The sequence below is a fragment of the Cryobacterium frigoriphilum genome (genome assembly GCF_004403305.1).
GTDB classification, from domain to species: domain Bacteria; phylum Actinomycetota; class Actinomycetes; order Actinomycetales; family Microbacteriaceae; genus Cryobacterium; species Cryobacterium frigoriphilum.
In genome coordinates this window covers 12,161-36,304 of the sequence record NZ_SOHE01000031.1, presented here as the reverse complement: position 1 = coordinate 36,304, position 24,144 = coordinate 12,161, and the positions used below count along the sequence as shown (strand labels likewise).

Here is a 24,144-nt window from a genome sequence, read left to right as displayed (position 1 = left end):
CGGCTGCATCATCCCGGGTTGCGACATTCCGGCGTACTGGACCGAACTGCACCACGTGAAAAGCTACGCCCAGGGCGGCAAAACCGAAGTCGCCAACGGAGTCTGCCTCTGCTACCGACACCACCACGCCATCGACACCTCCGGATGGCAAATCCGCATGACCCACGGCAGGCCCGAAGTACTCGGCCCAGCCTGGATCGACCCCAGCCAAACCTGGCGGCCCGCACAGACCCACCGCGCCAACCGCCCCATCAACTAACCCGCGGCACCCGCTATCAGCGAATCTCTCGCGCGTGAGCAGTGGGCTGGTCAGCGGTTGTCAGCGGTTGTCAGCGGCGGTCAGCGGATGACGGCGGGCGACCAGGCGTGCTCGATCAGCAGAGTCGGCGCGCTCGAACCATCACTCGGAGCCGACCAGACATCGCTCGCACCGGAGTCATCCGCTCGCAGCAGACCGTAGATCACGGTCGAGTCGTTCAGCCATTCGACCTGGTCGTCGACACTATTGGGTTCCGGTATCACGACCTCCTCGTTTGTCGCGAGGTCGAGCACCGCGACGGTCCACGTTGTCGTCGGTGACGTAGACACGACCTTTTTGTAGGCGATACGCGTTCCATCGGGTGAGATCGAGGGGCACTCGACCCCGTCCCGAACAGCGACGAGCGTGCGGGCGGCGCGATCACCCCGCACGAGCCAGGTGCGACCACCCGAGGCCGCGGTCGCGTAGAACACATTGGCGTCACTCGTGAACGTGACCCCCCAGATATTGCGGTCGGCAGCGGTGACCGGTTTGCCGCCCACCGTCAGGGCGAAATCTTCGAGGGTGCCGGAGTCGGGGCCGTTGACCTCGGCGATTTGGGTCGCGATCGCGAACCCGATCGTCGAGTAGGACTCCCCCGTAATGAACGCGCTGAACGAGACGAGCGTCGAATCGGCGCTGATCCGGGTGCGGCTGGGCATGCCCGGCAGCGGCCAAGACTTGACGAGCGCTCCGTTACCGTCGAGCAGGTCGGCGCTAAACGTGGTCACGACCCCGCGGTTGACCCGCAGGCACATTTCGTATTCGTTGGTGGCGTAGACGCGATCGCACGAGACGTCGGTCACGACCCGGGCGCCCCGGGGATCGGTCAGGGGCACCGCGGCAACGAAACCGTAGTCGGCGCCGAGAGCCGTGTTGCGAAAGACGATGCGGGCAACATCCGCTTCGCTGCCGGCGACGGCCGCGATTCCGGCCGAGCCAGCCTCAGCGGTCAGCATCCCGCTCGGCTTCGCCTGCTGCCGCTGGTAGTCAGAGAAGGCAGCGATGCCAAAGGCAGCGGCCGCCCCGAACAGCACGATGGCCGCGACGGTGACAACCGTCCAGCGTGCCCGCAGACCGAGGGGCGCCATCAGGACACCCGCGGTCGCGCAAGATACGGCCGCAGCAGCAGCGCCGCCGCCGGGATGGCCACGGCCAGCAGCGCCGCCACGATCAGAACGGCGCTTTCCCGTCCGAGCGCGAACCACAGAAATCCGAACCCGACCGAGGCGAGCAACCGGGCGAGGGCGACGACCGTCTGGGCTGCTGCGATGCCGCTAGCGGTGCTTCCGTCGGGTGTGTATTGCGAGGCGAGCGCCGCGAGCACCCCATCGGAGGCGGCGTAGAAGATTCCGAGCAAGACGAGACAGCCGATCGTGGCGAGGGCCGCGATTGTCGGCAGCGCCGCGCAGACGTAGGCGGCAAGCAGCGCGCCGTGGCCGATGATGAAAACCCGCAAGCGCCCGAAACGGTCGGCCAGGCGGCCGAGCGGCACGGCGCAGACAAGAAAGGCGAGGTTCGTGCCCACGTACAGCAGGGGAAACCAGGCAGCCGCAAAGGAACTGCGTGCCTGCAGCACGAGGTAGATGAAGCCGTCGCCGACGGTCAGCAGCCCAAATATCCCGGCGACGAGCAGCAGCCTCCGCAATCGCGGGTCGTTCAGGTACCGCCAGCGAAAGCGAGGCCTGGCAACGGGGGCCTCCGGCCCGACCTCCAGCCCGACCTCCGACGCGACCTCCGGCACGGCCACGGCCCTGACCGCGTTCGCGGCCCCGGCCGGGGTCGCGGCGAGCGGGCGGCGGCTCAGGTTGGGAACCAGCAGCCCCAGAATGACGAGCCCCAGCAGGGCAAACGCCAACGAGACCACGAAGATCACGTTGTAACCGCTCGGAATGAAGAAGAGCACCAGAAACGCCAACAGGGGTCCGATGGCGGCCCCGATCGTGTCGAGCATGCGATGCACGCCGAAGGAACGACCAAGGTTTTCGGGCAGCGACGACGCGGTGATGAGCGCATCCCGCGGGGCGGTACGCACGCCCTTGCCGAGCCGGTCGATCGTGACGACCGCCGCGATCACACCAAAACCGGTACCGACGAGCAGCCCGATGCGGGCCAGCGCCGAGATGGCGTAGCCAAAGAAGGCAACCCATTTGGGCTGCTCGGTCCGGTCGGCCGCATAGCCGCCGGCAATGCGCACGACCGCGCTCACACCCTGATACAGCCCGTCGATGAAGCCGAAGGCAATGGTCGAGAGCCCAAGAACGCTCGTCAGGTAGAGCGGCAGGATCGCCGCGACGGACTCGGACGAGATGTCGGTAAGCATGCTGACCAGGCCGAGGGCAACGACGGTCGCGGAGACCTTGGCGCCGGTCTTCCCGGGGGTGGAGGAGGGGACATCCGTCGTTCGGGCACGATCCGAAAAGGAGATGTACACGGTATCCGTTCGCTCTAGTTGCCGGTGCTGAAGAATCCGCGCAGGGTATAGGGGGTCGCGCCGGCGGTGGCCACCCCGACGGTGACCGTCACGGAGTCACCGCCCCGATAGAAGGTCTGCACGGTCGTGCCGTCGGATGCCGCGGCGGGGGTACCGCCGAGACCCACCGCACCGAACGCTTTCACGTAGTGCGCAAGAACCTCGGCGACGACGACGGATGTCTCGGCGGCCAGACTCACGATCACGGTCGAGCCGGTCACTTTCACGGCCGAGGAGGTGACCACGGAGTCCGGCACCGGGCGAATCACGGCGGGCAGCCCGGCCACGAGCCGTCCCGTCGCCGTGGCATCGGCCGGCGCCGTGTTCTCGAGCAGATCCGGCAACTCCGCAGACGCCGGGAGGCCCACCTCCTGCTCCACGAGCGGCAGCACTTCGAGCCCCGACCCACCCACCGCCGGAGCCGGCACCGGCAGTGGGGCCACCAGAGGCGCCCGCGTTTCGGTCGGTTCGGCGGCGCCAGGCGCGGAAGATACGGGGGCAGCACCCGGGGAAGCACCGGGGGAATCCGATTCGGTCAGCGTCCCTGCGGGCGCCGCGGCTTCGGCCGTCGCAGCAGTACCCGTCGCAGCAGCACCCGGCCTCGCTGAGTCCGAGCCGGTGCCGCCCGAACCCGAACCTGAGCCCGCTGCGGCGACGGCAAGAACCACCGCGACGAGCACGCCACCAGCTGCGAGCAGCCACGCACGAACGCGCCGGCTGAGTTTTTTCGGTGCGGGTGGAGCGGAGTTCAGCATGCGGCGGTCTCCCGTTCGGTGTCAGTTTCACGGCGCATCGGCCACTCACGGACGTGAGCATACCTCGAGGATGCGCCATGGGCACCAGAAGCGATGGCCCCCGAACAGGGAGCATCATCCCCCGGAAGCGCCGGGTATGGTCTGCTCGTGGCCATCTGAGAAATGGTCATTTACCGGCAAGCCCCTGATGAACCTGCCTCGCACGGTCATCGGATCACCCCGACCGCTCCTGTAACCCGAACTGCAGGGACTGACTATGACCGAATCATCCGCCATCGCATCGAGACAGCCTGCCGTCACCGCCGCGCATCGAGGTGCTCGATGAGTGACCCCCAGCCGATACTCCCAGTCGTCGGCGCCATCCCGCTCGGGCGGCGCCCCCGACTGCGGCTGATCACCGAACCGATCAGCACCACCAGGGTGCGGGCGACCGATACTCCTTCCGCCGGTCGGATCTGGGCCGCCCGCTACCGTCACAAGCTGCGCCTCACTGACGTGGGCGTGATCATCGGCGTGGTGGGCATTGCCCTGATCGCCGTGACGTCGATCGATGCCGCCGCCCCCGCTGCGACCCTTCCCGACGCGCACTGGCTGATCCCGATCGGCGTCGCCGCGACCTGGATCATCACTCTCGGAGCCTTCCACACCCGCGGCCCCCGTGTCGTCGGGGTCGGTTCAACCGAATACAAGCGGGTCGTCAACGCGAGCGCGCTCACGTTCGGGCTGCTGGCCATCACCTTTCTCGTGCTGCAGGTCGAGAGTTCACGCGTCTATTTTCTGGTCGCTTTCCCGCTGGGAGTGCTCACCCTGAGCCTCGAACGCTGGCTGTGGCGCAAGTGGCTGCTGCGCCAGCGCAAATTCAATCACTATCTGGCCCGTGCGATCGTCGTCGGCAGCCGCGACGACGTGGAGTACGTCGTCGGACAAATCGACGAGAAGTCCGGCGCCGCCTACCGCGTTGTCGGTGCCGCGCTCGACGAGGTGCCGGCCGGGCCACACGCGAGCGAGCGGCTCGGCGTGGGCGACCGCAGCATCCCCATTGTCGCCGACCTCGCGCACGCCGCCGGGGCCGCAGCCAACCTCGGCGTCGACACCGTCATCGTGGCCGGCCATCCGCGCGGCGGCAGCACCTTCATTCGCGCCCTGGCCTGGGAACTCGAGGGCACCACGGCCGAACTGGTGCTCTCAAGCCGGTTGACGGATGTCGCCGGTCCCCGCATCCATTTTCGTCCGGTCGAAGGCCTCCCGCTGATTCACGTCGAAATCCCCCAGTTCGAGGGCGGCAAACACGTGCTGAAACGCGCCCTCGACGTGGTCGCCTGCGGCGCCTCCCTCATCGCCCTGGCCCCGTTGCTGGCCGTCATCGCGCTGCTGATTCGGTTCACCAGCCCCGGGCCCGTGCTCTTCGCCCAGGAACGAGTCGGGCGCGACGGCCACACCTTTCGCATGCTCAAGTTCCGCTCGATGGAAAACAACGCCGAGGACAACCTCGGGAAACTGCGCGAAGACAACCAGGGCGCGGGGCTGTTGTTCAAGCTCAAGGACGACCCCCGCGTCACCCGCATCGGCCGGTTTCTGCGCAAGCATTCCCTCGACGAGCTGCCCCAGATCTGGAACGTACTGGTGGGGGACATGAGCCTGGTCGGCCCCCGCCCGCCCCTGCCGGACGAGGTGCGCAGCTACGAGAACCATGTGCACCGACGCCTGTACATCAAGCCGGGACTCACCGGCATGTGGCAGATCAACGGGCGGTCGGACCTGAGTTGGGAAGAAAGCGTACGGCTCGATCTGTACTACGTCGAAAACTGGTCGCTCGCCGGCGACCTGATGATCATCTGGCGCACCTTCAAGGTCGTCCTGAACCCCGTGGGGGCATATTAATGAGTATCGCGGTCACCGCCGACATCGACCCGAGCGCCGTCATCGGCCCGGGCAGTCTGATCTGGCACCTCTCCCAGGTACGGGAATACGCTCGCATCGGCCCGGGCTGCGTGCTCGGGCGCGGTGCCTACATCGGCCCCGGTGTCATTCTCGGCAAGAACTGCAAGGTTCAGAACTACGCCCTGATCTATGAGCCGGCCCTGCTGGAAGACGGTGTCTTCGTGGGACCGGCCGCGGTGTTCACCAACGATCTGTTCCCCCGGGCGATCAACATCGACGGCACCCGCAAGACCGACGACGACTGGGAAATGGTCGGCGTCACGGTGCGCACCGGAGCCTCCATCGGGGCCCGCGCGGTCTGCATCGCGCCGATCACGATCGGGCGCTGGGCCATGGTCGCCGCCGGCGCGGTGGTCACGCGCGATGTGCCCGACTTCGGGCTCGTCGCGGGAACACCGGCGCGCCGCATCGGCTGGGTGGGCCGCACCGGCGTGGCCCTGCTCGAGACCGAACCGGGACGCTACGTGTGCCCGGCGACCGGCGAACAGTATTCGGAACGAGAAGGGATCCTCACGCTCTCATGATCGACTCACCACTCCACCGCGTCACCCCGCCCAACCCGGCCCCACACCGCTCGCGCGTGCTGATCATCGTGCAGAACCTGCCGGTGCCACTCGACCGGCGGGTCTGGCTCGAGTGCCAGGCGCTGCGGGAGCAGGGCTACTCCGTCTCGGTCATCTGCCCGAAGGGGCCGGGCGACCCGGCCAGGCAGACGATCGACGGAGTGCACATCTACAAGTACAAGCCGGCCCCCGAGGCCAGCGGAGCGCTCGGCTTCGCCGTCGAGTTCGCCTATTCCTGGGCCCGTACCGCGGCCCTGTCGCTGCGGGTACGCCGAGAACACGGCTTCGACGTGATCCAGGCCTGCAACCCGCCCGACACTTACTGGCTGTTGGCCTGGCTCTGGAAGGCCCGCGGCGTGCGCTTCATCTTCGACCACCACGACCTGAACCCGGAACTGTTTCTGTCCCGCTTCGGCACACCGCGTTCGGTCGCCGCGAAGCTGCAGTACCGCACCCTGCTGTGGCTCGAGCGGATGACCTTCCGGGTGGCGGATCACGTCATCTCCACGAACAGCTCGTACCGGGCGCTCGCCCACACCCGCGGTCATCTCGGCCCCGATCAGGTGACCGTCGTGCGCAGCGGCCCCGACACCCGGGTCATGCGTCCGATCCACCCCGACGCCGACACCCGCACCCACACCGGTCCGATGCTGGCCTACCTCGGCATCATGGGCCCGCAGGACGACGTCGACAAGGTTCTCGATGTCGTCGACGAGCTCGTCACCCGGCGCGGCCGCACCGACCTGCGCGCCGTGATCATGGGCTTCGGGGACTGCCTCGAGGCCCTCAAAGCCGAGTCCACCGCCCGGGGCCTCGACCGGCACGTGCACTTCACGGGCCGGGTTGGCCCCGACGTCATCGCGAACTACCTCAGCGCGGCCGACATCGGGGTGGGTCCCGACCAGCGCACTCCGCTCAACGACGTCTCGACCATGAACAAGACCATGGAGTACATGGCCTTCGCCCTGCCGTCGGTCTCGTTCGACCTCACCGAGACCCGCATTTCGGGCGGTGACGCCGCGATCTACGTGCCGACGGGCGACATCGGCGCCTTCGCCGACGCCATCGAGCGCCTGCTCGATGACCCAGCGGAGCGCGCCAGGCTGGGGCGCGCCGCCCGCGACCGGGTCACCACCGAACTCGATTGGCAGCACCAGGCCCAGCAGTACATCGGCGTCTATGACCGGGTGCTGAATCACCGCCCGAGCATCGCCCGCCTCGCCGCCTGGCCATTCTCAGAGCGGATGCCGTCGGCTGACTCGGCCGGCTCCCCCGCCGAACGCTACGTCGATCTCGACGACGCCGAGGGCTACGAGCAGTTTCTGCTCACCCGCGGCCGCCCCAACCGCACCGTTGTGCGGGCTCCAATCGTGCTGACCGCGCCCGCGGCCGCCCGGCCAGCGGCATCCGCCGGCCAGACGGTGGGGGGCTGAGGGTGTGCGGCATTGCGGGGATTCTGCGCTTCGACCAGGCGCCGGTGGATGCCGGCGTGCTCGCCGCCATGGCGCGCACGCTGGCCCACCGCGGGCCCGACGATCACGGCTTCTGGCAGGCCCCCGGCGTGGGCTTCGCCCATACCCGGCTGTCGATCATCGACCTCAGCGGGTCGCGGCAGCCGATGCAGAGCGCCGATGGCCGCTGGGTGATCACGTTCAACGGTGAGATCTTCAACTACCGCGCCCTGCGGGCCAGCCTCCGCTATCCCTTTCGCACCGACGGCGACACCGAGGTCATTCTGGCCGGCGTGAGCCGGCACGGTCTCGGCTGGATCGAGAATCTGGTCGGCCAGTTTGCCTTCGCCCTGCACGACATGAGCCTCGGCACCACTCACCTCGTGCGCGACCGGCTCGGAGTGCTGCCGCTGTATTACACGACCACGCCGCGGCAGCTCGTGTTCGGTTCCGAGATCAAGGCCGTGCTCGCGAGCGCAACCGCCCAGCCGGGAGTCGACCTGCTCAGCCTCGACGCCTACCTCTCCGGTCGCTCGGTGCCCTCCCCCGATACCCTCTTCGAGGGCATCAAGAAGCTGCCGCCGGCCCACCGGGCCACCATCACGCGCGAGGGAACCGTACGCCTGACCCGCTACTGGCAGCCACCGGCGGCCGACGCGCGGGGGCAGTGGACGACATCCGCGGCCGTGGACGCCGTCGATGCCGCCGTCACCGCCGCCGTCGATAGCGCCCTGGTCGCCGACGTTCCGGTCGGCGCTTACCTCAGCGGCGGTGTCGACAGCAGCCTCATCGTGGCGAAGATCGCCGCCCTGCGGCCCGACCGCCGCGTGCAGACGTTCGCGGCCGGATTCGGCAACCCGGCCACCGACGAGCTGCCCTGGGCCCGCCGGGTGAGCGAACACGTGGGCACCGACCACCACGAGGTGCACGTCGACGCGCGCGACTTCGAGTCGCTCTGGCCCGAGCTGACCTGGCACCGTGACGCCCCCATCTCCGAACCGGCCGACATCGCCGTGTACCGCCTCGCCCAGACCGCCGGCCAGTCGGTGCGGGTGGTTCTCTCCGGGGAAGGCGGCGACGAACTCTTCGCCGGCTACCCCAAGTACCGGGCGGCCCGGGCCGTGTCCGCCGTCACCGCGCTGCCGGCCGGCCTGCGCGCCAGGGGCGTCAGCGCCCTCGAGCACCGACTGCCCGCAGCACTCGGGCGCGCCCGCATCGCCCTGCGCGCCGCCGGCGCCGACACCAGGGCCGAGCAGTACCGCACCTGGTTCGCGCCCTTCACCCAGCAGGAACGCCGTTCCCTGCTCGGATCACTGCCGACGCGCGCGCTCAGCCTCGGCACCACCGGCTCCGGCCGCACGGGGAACCATGATGTGATTCGCGAGATGCTCTTGGCCGACCTCGACGGCTGGCTGCCCGACAATCTGCTCGAACGCGGCGACCGGATGTCGATGGCCGCGTCGCTCGAGCTGCGCCCGCCGCTGCTCGACCACCGTCTGGTCGACCTGGCCTTTCGCCTGCCGTCGTCGGTCAAGGTGCGCGGTGGCACCACCAAGTGGGTCCTGAAGGAGGTCGCGCGGCGTTCGCTGCCGGCCGAGGTCGTCGACCGGCGCAAGGTGGGTTTTCGGGTTCCCCTCGGTGATTGGTTTCGCTCCGGCCTGCGCGATTCGATGTGGGACCGGCTCACCGGAGCGGACTCCTTTGTCGCCCAGACCCTCGACCGCACCGCCGTGCGCGCACTCCTCGAACGTCACGACAGCGGCCGCTTCAACGAAGAGAACCGCATCTGGACCCTGATGTGCCTCGAAGTGTGGCACGAAACCTTCTTCGGCACCCACTCATCCGCCCGCACCATTCAGACACAAAGGGACTGATCCATGAACCTGCGCGATCTCACACACATCCTTCTTCGGCGCTGGCTGCTCGTTCTGCTGGGGCTGCTGGTGACGGGTGGCGCCTGCTACGGACTGTTCCTGACCGTGCCCGTGACCTACGTGGCCCGCACCAGCCTCGTGATGCTGCCCCCGGCGACGGTTGTGCAGGGGGGCAATCCCTTTCTCTATCTCGGCGGACTGGGCCAGGCACTCGACGTACTCACCCGCAAGATCAACGCGGATGAGGTCGTGAAACCCATCGAGGACGCCTTCCCCGAGTCGGAATTCATCGCGATGGCCGACTCCTCCACCAGCGGCCCCATCCTGCTCGTGGAGGGTACCGGCCCCACGGCGGCCGACGCGCTCGCGGTGACCGAGGCCGCGGTGAGCGCGGCGCCGGGCGCCCTCTCCTCGCTGCAGACGAGCCTGTCCGTGCCGGACCCGGCGCGCATCACGCTCGCGCCCCTGTCGATTGACGAAAAGCCGACCGTGAATTTTCGCAGTCGCGTTCAGGCCATCGGCGCCACCGCGGCCGTCGGCCTGATCGCCACCCTGCTGCTGGCCGCCTACCGCGATGGACGGGTGCGGGTGCGTCGGATTCGTGACGACGAACTCGCCGCGGAACTCGTGCACAAGGCGCTTCAACCGTCGGGCCTCGCTCGCTCGGGCGCCGCCGTGCGCGGTCCCGAGCGCGCACCCGAGTCCGTCAGCACATGAGCCAAGCCCAGCCCCAGAGCCAGAGCCAGGGCCTGCGCCCCAGGCTCAGCCGCCTCCGCGTTCCCGAAATGGTTCCCGACGCCGTCACGCTGCTCACGGTGTATCTGATCGTGCTCTACGCGATTCCATCGAACCGAAGCATCAACGACCTGGGCTCGGCCGGTTCCGTCGCGGTGTTGTTCGGCCTCGGCGCCGCGATCCTCTGGACCCTGAACCAGGCGCAGGAAACGCAGCGGCAGGGCGGGGGGCACTATCCGGTGCGTTTCGCGGTCGTGCTGTTTCTGTTCGTCTCGCTGGCCAGCTATGTGGTGGCGATGACACGCCCGCTCCCGCCGCAGGAATTGACCATCGCGGATACCGGCCTCATTCGGCTCATCGCGTGGGCGGGAATTCTCTTTCTGGCCCACGACGGCATCCCCTCGATGGACCGGCTGGTGGCGCTGCTGCGTCGTTTCGTCTTCGCCGGTGCCCTTCTGGCGGCCCTGGGTGTGACCCAGTTCATCACTCGGCTGCCGATCATTGATCTCATCTCCATTCCCGGGCTGGCGGCGGGCACGGAGTATGCGTCGGTGGAAATTCGCGGCGGGCTGGTTCGAGCAGCCGGCACGTCAAGCCATCCACTCGAGTACGCTCTGGTGCTCGCCATGGCCTTCCCCCTCGCGCTCACCTTCGCCCTGCGCGACCCTCACCGAGGTCTGCTTGCCCGCTGGACCCCGGTTGCCCTGATCGTGATGGGCCTCACCCTGTCGGGGTCGCGCTCGGCAATAATCGGCATCGTGGCCGGAGCCATCGTGCTGATTCCGACTTGGTCGCGTACGGTTCGCTGGCGGCTTGCCCTCGGCTCCGTGGTGATGCTCGGCGTCATCTATGCCGTCGCACCGCGCGTGATCACAAATATGCGCTACATGTTTCTGGCCATTTTCGACGACCCGAGTGCCGCCTCTCGAGCGGACAGTCTCGGGGTCTTCAGCCAGCTCTTCGCCGTCAACCCCGTCCTGGGGCGCGGCTTCGGCACGTTCCTTCCGCAGTATCGCATCCTCGACAATCAGTATTTCCTGCTGATTCTGGAGACCGGAATTGTCGGCGTCGCGGCGTTCCTGCTGATCTGCCTGGCCGCGATCAACGGCGTCATTCGTGCGGGCCGCACGCTGAGCGATACCCGCACCCACGATCTCGGCTTCGCCCTGGCCGGGTCCGTGAGCGCGGGAGCGGTGCTGCTGTTCCTCTTCGACGCGCTCTCCTTTGCGCAGTCCGCCGGAACGGTATTTCTGATCCTCGGAGTCTGCGGCGCCTACTGGCGCCTGGTACACGAATCCGGCGCCGCGGCCCAACCGTCCTCAGCCCAGCCGTCCGCAGCCCAACCGTCCGCTGGCCTATCCGTGCAGGAGCGCAGCCGTCATGATTGATCTCGCCATCGTCGTCGTGGCCTACAACAGCGCCGCCGACCTGCCCCAACTGCTCGCGTCGATACCGGCCGCGGCCGGCGCGCTGAGCTGGCACGTCGTCGTCGTCGACAATTCCGCCGCCACCAGCACCAGCCTCGCCGAAACCTGCGGCCGGCCGGAGCGCGTCAGCTTCGTTGATGCCGGCTCCAACCTCGGTTACTCGGGCGGTCTCAACCTTGGGCTGCAGCTCGTTTCGCCGTCGCGGTTCACGGTCTTTCTCAATCCCGACCTCACCCTGCAGGCGCACGCACTCGAACACCTCGTCGAGGCGTGCGTGGGCACCGAAGCGGATGTCGGTGCGGCGGCATCCGTTCCCCTCGTTCTCGACGCTCACGGCCGGCCGCAACCCTCGCTGCGGAGGGAACCGACCACGCTGCGATCGCTCGGCGAGGCGCTCTGTGGCGACCACTGGCCGGGCCGGCCGCACTGGCTGGCCGAAATGGTGCGGAGTCCGGAGGACTACGCGCGAGCGCGGCCGGTGGAGTGGGCGACCGGAGCGGCGCTCCTGGTGCGCACCAACGTCGTCACCCTGATCGGGCCGTGGGATTCCGCCCGATTCTTTCTCTACTCGGAAGAGACGGACTACGCCCGCCGCATTCGTGACCGTGGCTACACGATTGCCTTCGCGCCGACGGCCGTGGTGCGCCATCGAGGGGCAGCTTCGGGCAGCGGCCCGGCGCTCGATGCACTACTCGCGGTCAACAAGGTGCGCTACTTTCGCAAGTGGCACGGCCGCCCGGCGAGCGCCCTGTTTTTCGGTGTCGCCGTCGTGCACAGTCTGATCCGGCTGCGCCGCCCGGAGTCCCGGTTGACCCTCAGGGCGCTCTTTTCCGCCCCCGCACGCGCGGCCCTGCCGGGTGGCGGCGCATGAACGGGCCGGCAGGTGCCGCGATCGTGATCGCGGCACACAACGAATCCGCCGTGATCGCCCGCTGTCTCGACGCCCTCATGGCCATTGTTGAGAGCGGCGAGGTGCAGGTGATCGTGGCCTGCAACGGATGCAGCGACGACACCGCCGAGATCGCCCGGCGGCGCCCCGGCGTCGTCGTGCTCGAGCTCGCCGTCGCCTCCAAGGCCGCGGCGCTGCGGGCCGGCGATCTGGCGGCCGTTTCCGGTCCGCGAATCTACCTCGACGCGGACGTCGTCATGACGGCCACGGCCGCCCGCGACATCGTGCGCGCCCTGCAGCCGGGCGGGGCGCTTGCCAGCCGACCACCGATCGTCTTCGAGTCCACGGATGCCGCGTGGCCGGTACGGCGCTGGTATCGCGTGCGCGCGCAGCTTCCGTCGATCCACAACGTGCTGTGGGGCGCCGGCACCTATGCGCTCTCTGAGGCCGGCCGTGCCCGATTCGAACAGTTTCCAGACATCGTCTCCGACGACCTCTTCATCGACCAGCTGATCGCCCTCAACGAGCGCATCATCGTCGCGACCGACCCGATCATCGTGCACACACCGCGGCGCTCGGCCGATTTGCTCAGGGTATTGAAACGCACGTACCGCACCCAGGACGAGGTCGAGGTCGGCCGGCCTGACGCAGGGATCGGCGCAGGGACCGGCGCAGCCACGCCCGTGTCGGCCAGCCAGCGGGCCCAGCTCGATGACCTGCTCGGCCTGCTGCGTCGAAACCCGTTGCGTGCGTTCGACGTCGCTCTGTACGTGGCCCTGATCATGACCGCTCGTGTACAGGCACGTTTTCGTCCGGGGTCCACCCGGTGGGAGCGCGACAACAGCTCCCGGGTCTGACCCGGCTGAGTTCGACGGCGAGGCGCCCTATCCGCGGCGTGAATCGGCGCGGGTCAGCACTCGGTCGAAGAACGCGGTCGCGACTCCCCCGATACCCAGGCCCAGCAGCACGATCGCACCCACGGCACGGGTGCGACTTCCGTCGGCGTACGCCACCACGGCCACCTGCGGGCTCGTCAGGGTTGTGATTCGATCCGCGGCACCGACGAGCGCGCGGTCTTGCTGCGCCGACGCGACCGCATTGATGCCGTCAACGACTCGCTGCAGCTCGGCGCGAACGTCACTCTCACTCGCGCCCACAACCTCCGCCGTCAGTACCGGATTGGTGAAGGAGTCCTTCCATTGGCCACCGCTGTCCAGCAGTGTCACCGCGTGTCCATCACGGACCCCGGCGCCATAGAGCGTGGCGGCGGGGTTTGAAAAACGTGCCGGATAGACGTTGCCGTTGTACTCACGTTCGACCACGGCCGCGAAGTTAATGAGGCTGTCCGAGGTGTCGCTGAGCGAGTTGCCGGTCAGTGCCGTCGGGGCCAGAAAGACGACATTGACCCTGGTGGAATAGACACCGTCGATCTGCAGCGACAGGACGACCGCTCCGAGGGTCAGAATGGCGAATCCGGCGGCCAGATACCAGCGTCGAACCCATGATCGGAACAATCTGTTGATAATCACACTGTCACTTTCTGGATCTGTGTATGGTGGCCGGGGTCCGGCCCTCGATCCGGGCCGGTGAATCACGCGCTCGTGAGTATGATATGGGCACCACGCACGGATAAAAAGGGGTTGACCAGTCAATTTCCGGGGAACACAAACGGAGCGCGTGAGGACACCGCCAGGAGTGATTTCAGAGCGGAATTACACGCGTCTGAGACACTTCGTTGCAACCACTATGCATAGATGCACGTGCATTATAACCGAAATTCGAATGGATTTACACCAGACTCTAGGTTCTACCCCTAAACGGGGGTACAGTCGTGCACGCTGGCAGTGGAGGCTTCCGGTGCCGATCAATAGCCCAGAGGGCGCGTCGATGGCCACGGCCGTCGACGACAGGAGGTAGTTAGTTTTGAAGATAGAAACAGCGAAGCACGCCAGGCGATCCTGGCGGCGCACATCGCTCATAGCAATTATTGCAGCCACAGGGCTCGCCCTGATAGGGGCACCGCTCGCAACAGCCCTGCCGGCTGTCGCACCACGCACCGCCGTTCCGGCGGGGTCCGTCGGACTGTTCGGGTCTGAGACACCGGCGGTCGCCGCGGCCACCAACGATCCGTCCGCCGTGGAGCTGGGGGTCTCGTTCGTACCATCGGTCGCCGGGACCGCCACCGGCATCCGCTTCTACAAGGGCTCAACCAACACGGGAACCCACACCGGAAACCTGTGGACATCATCCGGCACCAAGCTCGCGTCTGTCACCTTCACCGGTGAAACCGCCAGCGGATGGCAGGGGGCGACACTGGCCACCCCGGTGAAGCTGACCGCGGGGAGTCGGTACGTCGTTTCCTATCTCGCACCGCGGGGAAACTACGCGTACACCACGAACTATTTCGCCAACACCAAGACCACCGGCTCGCTGACCGCTCGCTCGGGCAGCAACGGGGTCTACCGCTACGGTTCTGGCGGCGGATTCCCGTCGTCGAGCTTCAAGGCGACCAACTACTTCGTGGACGTTGCCTTCAAGCCGACGGCCGTGACACCGACGCCGGCTCCCACGCCGACACCGGCCCCCACCCCCACACCGGCACCCACACCGACGCCCGCGCCGTCACCGGCGCCCGCCGGATGGCCCAACGCGACGACCACCGGTGTACCGGCCGGCACGACGCTGACCAACTCGGGACCCCTCACCGTGTCCACCGCGGGAGCCGTGATCTCGGGGCTGAACATCACCGGTAACGTCAAGATCAACGCGTCGAACGTCACGATCAAGAATTCCAAGATCAGCGGACGCATCGAAGTCGGCGGCAGCGGCGCAGTATTCCAGCGAGTGGAGATCGCCGGCCCCGGAGTGTCGGGCGCCTATGACTCCGCGATCGGCTGGGCAAACTACACCTGCGACGGCTGCAACGTCTACGGCTGGGGTAAGGCGTTCTACATGGAAAACAACGTGACCATCAAGAACTCCTGGGTGCACGACCTCAGCGTGAGCGGCGACCCGGCCAACGGGGGCAGCCACAACGAGGCGATCTTCACTCAGGGCGGATCGAACTTCACGATCACGGGCAACCGACTGGACTCGGGTACCGCTCCGAACTTCTCGGCGGCGATTGCCCTCTACGGCCAGCAGCGGGCGGTAAACAACGCCCTCGTTCAGGGCAACCTGCTCAACGGTGGCGGCTTCTGCCTCTACGCCGGGAATGACGCGGGCATCGCCCCGACTAATTCTCGGTACATCGGGAACACGTTCGGCAACTCTGCGTACCCGACCTGCGGCAAGTTCGGCGCCGCAACCGCGTACGTGTCGGGCAACGGCAACGCCTGGACCGGAAACGTGTGGGCCAACGGCTCAACCGTTCCGGCACCCAACTAGCACCACACCGCACGGACACAGCACAAACACAGCACGACACCACTACGGGCGGCACCGCAGAATTCATTCTGCGGTGCCGCCTCTGTGCGTGCAACAGATCTGTGCGTGCAACAGATGCGTGCGTGCAACAGATGCGTGCGTGCAACGGATGCGGCGGATCAGGCGGTGACCGCCGCCGGCGGAAGCGCCCGCGAGCCGCGACGTGCGACGGCCTCGACGATGGCCGCGGCCACGATCTGCTGGGCCGCACCCCACCCCTGCCGCACGGACTCGCTCGCCGCGACGCTGCGCTCGCTCTGACTCTCGCCCTCGACGACCCGGCTGAGGGCATCGGCGATGCCGCCCGCGGTGGGAAGCGCCCACGAGACGTGCGGATTGCGCAGATCGGCCCGGGAACCGACCGAGTCGTTGACGATGGGAATCGTGCCGCAGGCCAGCATCTCCTCGGCCACGAGCGAGATGTTGGTGAAGGACATGGCGATGCCCGCCAGCGAGGCGTTGTACAACTGGTTGAGTTGTACCGGGGTCAGCCGTTCGTGACGGGTCACGGGCGTTCGCCAGTTGCGGATCGGGTCACCATAGACGTGGATCTGCTGCTCCGGGTGCCGCTCGTGAAACTCCTCGAGCCCCCGCTGGGCCAGCAGAAAGCCCCGCCGGTCGACACCGGGTTTGGCATAGAACACGACGCCGGAGCGGGCGCCCCGGTTGCTCAGCGAATAGACATCCGTATCGCAGCCAAACGGGGCGACCAGCCGGGGGATCTCGAGCGCGGCCAGTTCCTGGGCCACCATCTCGCCCAGGGCGATATTGGTGAAACCGAAGCGATAGCTGTCTTCGGCGAGCGCCTGGAGCGAGCCGCGCGGATAGAAGTACGGCTCGAAGTCCTGAATAAAATAGAGCAGGCTCGCCCGCTCGCGAATCCGGGAGGCCAGCACGTGGGCAGTTTCCCACGAGCTCGCCACGACGGCGTCGACGCCCCTGATCCCCTCGGTCGCATCGCGAATCTCGACCTGGAGTTGCGGCCAGCCCTGCCGAATCACCCGCGCCTGCGCTTCCCGATCGCCGCCGTGACGGTCATAGAGGTAGAGGATGCAGCGGTGACCGCGCGCGGTCAGGCCAGCGACCATGCGAAACAGCGTCGTGTGCCCGCCCGAACCGGCCGACGGCGGTGTGCAGACCCAGCCGATAGTCAGTGGCTCCCTGGTCAGTGGCTCCGTGGTCAGTGGCTCCGTGGTCAGCGGATCCGTGGTCAGCGGATCCTTAGTCGCTGCCGCCGGGAACGTCGGGCCTGCCGGCAGGGCGGCGAAATTGGGCAGCCGGGTGGAGTCACCCACGTCTTCGGGAAGGAGCGGAAACTGCAGTGCTGCCGCGTCGAATTGGTCGTAGAGCCGCCGAATGACTCGACGCCCGACGTCGGCCACGCCGTTGCTCTGCAGCCGTCGCACAATCTGCACGGGGTTCGTCTTCATGATGCGTGTCCTTCCACGAGTTCCGCGCCGCGGGTGGGCGGCGTCGCCCCGCGCGGTGCGTGCAGCCTGGCGAGCCGGGCCCGACTGACGGCCGCCCACTCCAGATCCAGATCGCGCGCCCAATCACGCGCCCGGTATGCGCGTCGCGCACCGGCGTAAACGCCGGCGAGCCTGGCCGCCATTGCCTCGAGACCAAAGTGCCCAACGCTGAAGTCCCGCCCGAATACTCCCAGTTGCTTGCGAGCTGCCGGGTCTGCGGCGAGGATTTCCACCTGCCGCACGAGATCGTCGACGGGGTGCGGCGGCCGCTCGTCACTCCAGAAACTGTTGCGAAACAGGGCCGCGGCCGTGCTCGGCATGAACGTCTGGCTCCAGCCGAACTCGCCCTGCACGATCAGGGGCCGCCCGAAGGCCAGGGCACGCGCCGCCGACCCGCCCATGCCGAGCACGAGGTCAGCGCTCGCGTAGGCGGCACGCGGATCCGCCAGCGGACCGGCGAAGACGATCGCGCGCCGACCGAGGCGCTCGTTGACCTGCCGTCCCAGTGCCCGCAGCCTGATCTCGGCGTCACCCGTGCCGACGATCACGAGCATCAGGTCGTGCCGCACCGAGCGGTCGACGGCCCGAATGGCGATCTCAACGCTCAGCGCCTTCATCTCTTCGTCGAGACGAGTCACCGCGACGATTCGCACGGCCCGAGAAGACGTGCCGGCCGTCACCCGCAGAAAGTCGGCGGTGTCCACGGCCTCGACCCGGTCACGCTCGAGGTCAACGGGCGGGCTGACCAGCCGGGTCTGGCCGGGCCTGGCCCGCAGATCATCAATGAGATAGCCCGTTCCCACCACGAGCGGGGGCGACGCGAACTCCTGTTCGCTGACCGCCATCTCGTAGACGGTCAGCACGAGGGGGCGGCGGGCCAGCAGGGCGGGGCCCCAGTACGCGGAGCGGGCGTTACCGGTGCCGTACACGTGCACGATATCGGCGCCGCACTCCCGAGCCCGCCGGGACAGCAGACGGGCTCCGGCGATGGTCGTCGTGGGGCGATCAAAGATTTCGACCTGGATTCCGCGATCCCGGGCCACGTCGAACAGTGACGGTCCCGCCAGGATGGTGTCGCGCGGCCCCATCAGAACCGAGTCGAAACCGTGCGGGATGAGGGCCGACGCGAGGTCGACCGCATTGATTTGCGTTCCCCCCAGCGCGAGGTTGTTGAGTTGCACCAGAACGGTGCTGCGGGATGCCCCGGCCGCCGAGCGCACGCGCCTCATCGCACACCGCCGCGCACGGGAAGATCGACCGGGATGTCGAGGGCCAGGAGGATTCTCTGGGCGACGCCACTCCAGCTGGCCGAGCGAGCCCGCAGCGCTGCTTCTTCGCCCATCGCCCTGGCCACCCCCGGATCGGCCAGGCGCACCATCGCGGACACGAGCGCAGCACGATCATCGGGGTGCACCGTGATGGCCGCCGCCCCCAGCAGTTCGCCCGCTCCCCCCTCGCTCGTGGCGATGACCGGCAGCCCGGCCGAGGCGGCTTCGAGGTACGCGATGGGTGAGGGATCGAAACGGCTCGGCAGCACGAAGACCGTCGCCGCCGAGAACAGGCCGTCCAGCAGCGCCTGGGCCTGCGGCTGCTCCCGGGGCAGAAACCCGTGCCCGGTCACACCGGCTTGATCAATGGGCGGATGGCGGCCGACGATATCCAGGGTCGCGCTCGGCACGATCGTGCGGAGCTCGGCGAACGCGGCCAAGACCGCGGCACCATTCTTGCGTTGCCAGTCGACACCGATGAAGAGAAACCGGGGCACTGACCAATCCCGCGGCCCTGCCGACGCCGACACTACAGACGACGACACTGCCCGGGGCCGGTGCCCCATACCGACGACGCTGACCCGTGCGCTGCTGACACCGTAATCGGCCACGAACGACCGGGCCGCCCATCCCGTGCTCACGCAGCAGACATCCGCTGCCCTGCTCGATGCGGCCTGCCGATCGAACCAGAGTTTCACCTGGTCTTCGGGAAACCGAGATTGCCGAATGTCGGAGTCGGGGTTGTCCCACATTTGGCGCAGGGTTCCGTCGTCGAAGGTGGCGACGGGCACGTGCGGGTATCTCACGGCGGCCAGATCGTACATTTCCGTTCCCATGGCGATGACGGCGTCAAGCGAGCCGGCGACCCGAGCGAGGTTCTCGGTCAGCACCCGGGTGCGCGCCCACTGCCGCACGGGCATCCGGTCGGCCACCGCTCCACGTCGACCGCCGATCCGGGAGAGCACCGCGACGGCCTGGTGCATTCCGAGGGGAAGCCGAGCGCCCACGGGAACGACGTCGATGCCGCAGGCCTCCAGGCCCCGCGCAAGTCCGCTCGGTATACCCGACCAGTTTGCCGGTGAAACCGCATCCGGCTGAGGATAAAGCAGGGCAACTCTCATGGTGCACTCCTAGCGATTCTGTGGGTGACCCACGCAGCGGGACGACCCAGAACATCGAGCACCACGCGCACGGATCGGAGCCGGCCGGTGGCAGGAAACAGGGGAAGAAGTAACGGACTGGTCAGCGCAAGATAGACGAGCGCACCGGCCGCACCACCGGTCAGCAGCTGCAGCGCGGGCACGGTGAGCAGCGATGCGGCCAACCAGGCGGCCACTCCCGCCAGGCCCGCGGCGATCGCCGGCCAAGCCAGGGCCGGCAGGATGGTGGCCGGACCTGCCCCCAGAGACCGCTTGATCGCCAACACGTAGAGGGGAAAGGTGGCGACCAGGATGACGACGATGTGGGCGGCCGCAACGCCGATGAGTCCCGCCACGCTCACCCCGGCCCACATGGCCGGCACGAGCGCGGCAAGAGCCACCGCCTGCACCCAGAACAGCACGCCGGTTCGGCCGGTGGCCACGATCACGTTCGCGAGCAGCAGACAGATCACCGACAGAAAACCGTAGAGCGACAGCACCCGCAGCACCGGTGCGGCCGCCGACCACTGGCCACCGTAGACGGTGACGATCAACGGCGCGGCGAGCGCAAACGCCAGTGCGGCCAGCGGAGCAGCGATGAGCGCCACGGTGCGCACCCCCCTGGCCAGGGCATCCGTCGTATCCCCGCCCTCGGCCCGAACGCGCGAGAAGGCCGGCAGCACGAGGCCGTTGAGGATGGACCCGATGACCGCCGTCGACCAGAGCGAAATATTGAAGGCGAGGTTGTAGAGGCCCACCTCCTCGATACTCAGAAACCGGCCGACGAAGACGTAGTCGATATTGAGCAGCACCTGGCTCAACAGGTTGGCGAAGGCGAGCGGCAAGCCGAACCGAATCAGCGACGCAAGAACTCGGGTGTTGAAACCGGGACGATACCGGCGCTTCACGCTCAGCAACATGAGAGAACCCATGACCAGCTGGCCCACGACGCGCGACCACGCGAACGCCATCGCCCCGTCTCCGGCCAGCGACACCACGATGAGAACCGCGCTGCCGGGCACAAACGCGATGGCGGCGGCGCGAAAGACCAGGTCTTGCCTGAATTCCCGCTGCAGCAGGGCGCCGGGAACGGCGAACGGGCCGACGAGCGCGACGCACAGCGCCATGACCCGCAGCGGGTCCTCGGCCGCGCCGGAGCCCAGCAGCAACGCCAGGGGGGCGGCAAACACCGCCATCAAGGTGCCCAGCGTCAGGCTCGTCACGATGGAGATCGTCACGACGGTCGGAGCGATGGAGTCCACATTCTGGTCGGATCGTGCGATCGCCGAGGCGACCCCGAGCTCGGCCATGCTCACCACGATTCCGTGAACGACGAGGGTGAGGGCGAAGACGCCCAGCTCCGCGGGAGCCACGATACGCGCGACGACGGCCATAATGAGGATGTTCGCCACCCGCAGGAACAGCGCGTTGCCGCCCGCCCAGAGCGCTCCCGTGCGCACTCGGTCGCCGAGGCTCCTGTCGTCGGCGGAAATCGCGGCGGGGGCAGGTGCAGGCGAGGGTGTCAGAGGCATGAGAGCAGAACCTCAACCACACGATCCTGCTGGGCAACCGTGAGGCCCGGGTAAATCGGCAGCGACATGATCTGCCCGGCCAGCGCTTCGGCCACGGGAAAAGACCCCACCCCCTGGGCCGCACCGGCGAACGCCGGCGACAGATGAACCGGGTACGGGTAGTGGATGCCGGCTCCGATTCCCACCGCGTTCAGGGCGGCAACGACGCGGTCACGGCCCGGTACGCGCACGACGTACTGGTGAAAGACATGTTCGTTGCCCGGCACGGTGACCGGGGTGACGACCCGTTCGGTGTCGCCCAGCATGCTGCTGTAGCGCTCGGCCAGCACGCGCCGCTCAGCGTTCCACTCGTCGAGCCGAGCGAGCTTGGCCGACAGCACGACGGCCTGCAGGCTGTCCAGCCGCGAGTTGGTGCCGATGCTCTCGTGCTCGTACTTGTGAACACTGCCGTGGTTTGCCAGCATGCGCACCCGAGCCGCAATTTCGGCTGATGTCGTCAGCACAGCTCCGGCATCACCGTAGGCCCCGAGATTCTTGCCGGGGTAGAAGCTGGTGCCCCCGACGTCTCCGAGCGATCCGGCCCGGCGCCCGCGATACCGGGCCCCCTGCGACTGCGCCGCGTCCTCGACGATGACCACGGCGGACCCGACGACGGCCCGCAGATCGTCGACCGGGGCGGTCTGACCATAGAGGTGCACCGCCATGACGGCACGCGTGCGGGCCGTCATCTGCTCGTGCACCCGAGCCGGGTCGATCAGAAAGTTCTCGTCACAATCGACGAAGACGACGGATGCCCCGGCGCGAACGACTGCTTCGGCGGTGGCAATGAAGGTGTTGGCCGGAACGATGACCTCGTCTCCCGCTCCGATTCCGGCGCCGCGCAGGGCGAGCTCGAGGGCATCCGTGCCGTTCCCGACACCGATCACGTGCTCGATCCCGCAGTAGGCCGCGAAGTCGCTCTCAAACTGGGTGACGGCAGGGCCCTGGATAAAACTCGTTGCGGCGAATACCCGCGCGAACCCCTCGGCAACCTGTGCGGCGATCTGTCGATGTTGCAGGCCCAGGTCAAGCATGGGCACCCGGATACCGGGCTGGATCGTGTCGATCGGCTGGGTTTGCGTGGTGAAGCTCATGTTTGCGGTCCATTCTCGTGACGATGGGCTGGAACACCGAGCCAGGTTTCGTGGGCTGGAACGGCGTGCAGAACGGCGGCGCCCATGCCAATGACCGCACCGGCGCCGATTCGCACCCGCTGGCGAACGGCCGAATTCATGCCGAGGTAGGCACCGGCTTCGACGCGCACGTCGCCGCCGAGAGTGACGCCCGCACAGAGCGTCGCAAAGGAATCGATGCGGTTTCCGTGCGTCAGCGTGACGTGGGGCATGATCACAACATGGGAGCCGATGATGACGTCGGCCGTGAGAACGGTGCCGGCCAGCACGATGCTGCCGGGTCCGATTCGACAGGAATCGGGCACCTCCACGCTGCGGTGCACTACGCGGGCGAAACGCAGAGCCGTCACGCCAGAGTCCGCGAGCCGTTCGACGATGCGTGCGCGAGCCGTTCCCTGGCCGACGCACAGCACGAGCTGAGCATCGGGGTGCTCGGCGACCGTCGCGAGGGAGCCGAGCACGGGCACCCCGGCGAGCCGGGTGCCCCACAATTGCGGGGAATCATCCAGCATTCCGACGGTGTCGACGGCCCCGGCCGCACGAATCACACTCAGCACCTCGCGTGCGAGACCACTCGCGCCGACCAGAAGTAGCTCAACCACGTCGCAGTGCACCCTCCAGGGCCAGCGCCTCGATCACCCGGGCCTGATCCGCGTCGGTCAGTTGGTGGTAGAGCGGCAGGATGAGGGTGTTGTCGGTGAGCCGCTCGGTGATGGTGAGCGCTGCGCCTCCCGTGTCCCGCGCGGCGTACGCCGGCTGTCGGTGCGCCGCCATGATGCCGCGACGAGCGGAAATGTCGGCCTGCGCAAGCCGCTCCAGCAGCTCATCCCTCGTCAGCGGGTATTCCGCCCCGACCTCCAGCCAGAACGACTGAAAGTTGCACTGGCCCCAGTGCGGGTCGGTGACCGCGCGCAGCCCGGCAACGCCCTGCACCGCCCGCGCGTAAACCGCGGCGAGTTCACGCCGGCGCTGCACAATCACCGGGAGACGGCCGAGCTGCACGATGCCGACGCTCGCCTGCAGATCCGTCATGCGGTAGTTGTACCCGATCTCGGAGTATTCCTCGGCCGGCGCCAACACCGAGGCGTGCCGGTCAGTGGCCGAAACGCTCATCGAGTGTTCACGCAGCCGGCGCGCCCGCTCCGCCCAGTCGAGCCGGTCAGTGGTCAGCATGCCGCCCTCGCCGGTCGTCAGAATCTTGCGCGGATGGAAGGACCAGACGGTGACGTCGGCCCCGGCGCCCACGGACCGCCCGTGATAGGTGGCGCCGGCGGCGCAGGCCGCGTCCTCGATAATGACGATCCCGAGCGGATCGCACAGCGCCCGAATGGGGTCGAGGTCCACCGGGACGCCGCCCTGGTCGACCACGATGACCGCTCGGGTGCGTGGGGTGAGCGCAACGCGAATCGTGTCGGCCGTCACGTTGCCCGTCTGGGCATCCACATCGGCAAACACGACGCGAGCTCCGACGTAGGTCGGCGCGTTCGCGGTGGCGATAAAGGAGAATGACGGAACGACAACGTCATCGGACGCGCCGATGCCGGCGACCACGAGCGCCAGGTGCAGCGCCGTTGTGCAGTTCGACGTGGCGACGGCGTGCTCTGCGTGCACGGCGACCGCGAACTGTTCTTCGAAGGCGACCACGCGCGGTCCCTGTGCGACCCAACCCGACGCGATGACGGCGGTGACGGCCGCGATCTCTTCGTCACCGAACCACGGCTTCATCACGTTG

Annotated in this window: 21 protein-coding genes; 10 read left to right on the top strand and 11 right to left on the bottom strand. The window is 67.8% G+C overall.

The window, feature by feature from the left end:
* Positions 1-259: HNH endonuclease signature motif containing protein (locus E3T55_RS20210; protein WP_166791705.1), on the top strand; the 259-nt coding region annotated here is incomplete at its 5' end.
* An 80-nt stretch (positions 260-339) separates the two neighbouring features.
* Here E3T55_RS20210 and E3T55_RS07080 read toward each other — a convergent pair.
* From E3T55_RS07080 to E3T55_RS07070, 3 genes are read right to left on the bottom strand one after another with little or no spacing between them, the layout of a single operon-like run.
* Entirely contained in the window at positions 340-1,389 is a 1,050-nt protein-coding gene (locus E3T55_RS07080) for a hypothetical protein (protein ID WP_134518877.1), read from the bottom strand.
* Positions 1,389-2,732: an MFS transporter gene (locus E3T55_RS07075; RefSeq protein ID WP_420897979.1), complete on the bottom strand. Its 1,344-nt coding sequence runs from the start codon at positions 2,730-2,732 to the stop codon at positions 1,389-1,391. The genes E3T55_RS07080 and E3T55_RS07075 overlap by 1 nt, the downstream gene beginning before the upstream one ends.
* 14 nt (positions 2,733-2,746) lie before the next feature.
* Positions 2,747-3,214, bottom strand: a complete 468-nt coding sequence (locus E3T55_RS07070; RefSeq protein WP_134518876.1) for a hypothetical protein — start codon at positions 3,212-3,214, stop codon at positions 2,747-2,749.
* A gap of 633 nt (positions 3,215-3,847) precedes the next feature.
* Between E3T55_RS07070 and E3T55_RS07065 the strand changes: the two genes are divergently transcribed.
* Genes E3T55_RS07065 through E3T55_RS07030 form a run of 8 tightly spaced genes read left to right on the top strand, consistent with a single transcriptional unit; the run spans position 3,848 to position 13,263 of the window.
* Positions 3,848-5,407, top strand: a complete 1,560-nt coding sequence (locus tag E3T55_RS07065) for a sugar transferase (protein ID WP_134518875.1) — start codon at positions 3,848-3,850, stop codon at positions 5,405-5,407.
* Positions 5,407-5,991, top strand: coding sequence for an acyltransferase (locus tag E3T55_RS07060; RefSeq protein ID WP_134518874.1), 585 nt, complete (start codon positions 5,407-5,409; stop codon positions 5,989-5,991). Before E3T55_RS07065 ends, E3T55_RS07060 begins: the two co-directional genes overlap by 1 nt.
* The gene (locus E3T55_RS07055; protein WP_134518873.1) at positions 5,988-7,463 is read left to right on the top strand and encodes a glycosyltransferase family 4 protein; all 1,476 of its coding nucleotides are present in this window, start codon (positions 5,988-5,990) and stop codon (positions 7,461-7,463) included. Before E3T55_RS07060 ends, E3T55_RS07055 begins: the two co-directional genes overlap by 4 nt.
* Before the next feature lie 2 nt (positions 7,464-7,465).
* Positions 7,466-9,355 carry an asparagine synthase (glutamine-hydrolyzing) gene (gene asnB, locus E3T55_RS07050; protein WP_134518872.1) on the top strand — a complete coding sequence of 630 codons (1,890 nt, stop codon included), beginning with the start codon at positions 7,466-7,468 and terminating at the stop codon, positions 9,353-9,355.
* 3 nt (positions 9,356-9,358) lie between these two features.
* Positions 9,359-10,072: a hypothetical protein gene (locus E3T55_RS07045; RefSeq protein ID WP_134518871.1), complete on the top strand. Its 714-nt coding sequence runs from the start codon at positions 9,359-9,361 to the stop codon at positions 10,070-10,072.
* On the top strand, positions 10,069-11,478 hold the full coding sequence (locus tag E3T55_RS07040) for an O-antigen ligase family protein (RefSeq protein WP_134518870.1): 1,410 nt from the start codon (positions 10,069-10,071) through the stop codon (positions 11,476-11,478). Before E3T55_RS07045 ends, E3T55_RS07040 begins: the two co-directional genes overlap by 4 nt.
* Positions 11,471-12,388, top strand: a complete 918-nt coding sequence (locus E3T55_RS07035; protein WP_134518869.1) for a glycosyltransferase family 2 protein — start codon at positions 11,471-11,473, stop codon at positions 12,386-12,388. Before E3T55_RS07040 ends, E3T55_RS07035 begins: the two co-directional genes overlap by 8 nt.
* Positions 12,385-13,263 carry a glycosyltransferase gene (locus E3T55_RS07030; protein WP_134518868.1) on the top strand — a complete coding sequence of 293 codons (879 nt, stop codon included), beginning with the start codon at positions 12,385-12,387 and terminating at the stop codon, positions 13,261-13,263. Before E3T55_RS07035 ends, E3T55_RS07030 begins: the two co-directional genes overlap by 4 nt.
* A gap of 27 nt (positions 13,264-13,290) precedes the next feature.
* Here E3T55_RS07030 and E3T55_RS07025 read toward each other — a convergent pair whose 3' ends face one another.
* Positions 13,291-13,935 (bottom strand): hypothetical protein, encoded by a 645-nt coding sequence (locus E3T55_RS07025; protein WP_134518867.1) that lies wholly within the window; start codon positions 13,933-13,935, stop codon positions 13,291-13,293.
* Between the two features lie 394 nt (positions 13,936-14,329).
* On the opposite strand from E3T55_RS07025, the gene E3T55_RS07020 reads away from it, so the two are divergent.
* The gene (locus E3T55_RS07020) at positions 14,330-15,793 is read left to right on the top strand and encodes a DUF4082 domain-containing protein (RefSeq protein ID WP_134518866.1); all 1,464 of its coding nucleotides are present in this window, start codon (positions 14,330-14,332) and stop codon (positions 15,791-15,793) included.
* Positions 15,794-15,951: 158 nt separating this feature from the next.
* Here E3T55_RS07020 and E3T55_RS07015 read toward each other — a convergent pair whose 3' ends face one another.
* Genes E3T55_RS07015 through E3T55_RS06985 form a run of 7 tightly spaced genes read right to left on the bottom strand, consistent with a single transcriptional unit; the run spans position 15,952 to position 24,137 of the window.
* A complete protein-coding gene (locus tag E3T55_RS07015) occupies positions 15,952-17,262 on the bottom strand; it encodes a glycosyltransferase family 1 protein (protein WP_134518865.1) in 1,311 nt (436 codons plus the stop codon).
* Positions 17,259-18,530: a glycosyltransferase gene (locus tag E3T55_RS07010; RefSeq protein WP_134518864.1), complete on the bottom strand. Its 1,272-nt coding sequence runs from the start codon at positions 18,528-18,530 to the stop codon at positions 17,259-17,261. Before E3T55_RS07010 ends, E3T55_RS07015 begins: the two co-directional genes overlap by 4 nt.
* Positions 18,527-19,690, bottom strand: coding sequence for a glycosyltransferase family 4 protein (locus E3T55_RS07005; RefSeq protein WP_134518863.1), 1,164 nt, complete (start codon positions 19,688-19,690; stop codon positions 18,527-18,529). Before E3T55_RS07005 ends, E3T55_RS07010 begins: the two co-directional genes overlap by 4 nt.
* Positions 19,687-21,240 carry an oligosaccharide flippase family protein gene (locus E3T55_RS07000; RefSeq protein ID WP_134518862.1) on the bottom strand — a complete coding sequence of 518 codons (1,554 nt, stop codon included), beginning with the start codon at positions 21,238-21,240 and terminating at the stop codon, positions 19,687-19,689. The genes E3T55_RS07005 and E3T55_RS07000 overlap by 4 nt, the downstream gene beginning before the upstream one ends.
* On the bottom strand, positions 21,231-22,373 hold the full coding sequence (locus E3T55_RS06995) for a DegT/DnrJ/EryC1/StrS family aminotransferase (RefSeq protein WP_198418536.1): 1,143 nt from the start codon (positions 22,371-22,373) through the stop codon (positions 21,231-21,233). The genes E3T55_RS07000 and E3T55_RS06995 overlap by 10 nt, the downstream gene beginning before the upstream one ends.
* The gene (locus tag E3T55_RS06990; protein ID WP_134518861.1) at positions 22,370-23,014 is read right to left on the bottom strand and encodes an acetyltransferase; all 645 of its coding nucleotides are present in this window, start codon (positions 23,012-23,014) and stop codon (positions 22,370-22,372) included. The genes E3T55_RS06995 and E3T55_RS06990 overlap by 4 nt, the downstream gene beginning before the upstream one ends.
* Positions 23,007-24,137 carry a DegT/DnrJ/EryC1/StrS family aminotransferase gene (locus tag E3T55_RS06985; protein ID WP_134518878.1) on the bottom strand — a complete coding sequence of 377 codons (1,131 nt, stop codon included), beginning with the start codon at positions 24,135-24,137 and terminating at the stop codon, positions 23,007-23,009. The genes E3T55_RS06990 and E3T55_RS06985 overlap by 8 nt, the downstream gene beginning before the upstream one ends.
* Positions 24,138-24,144: the final 7 nt, after the last annotated feature.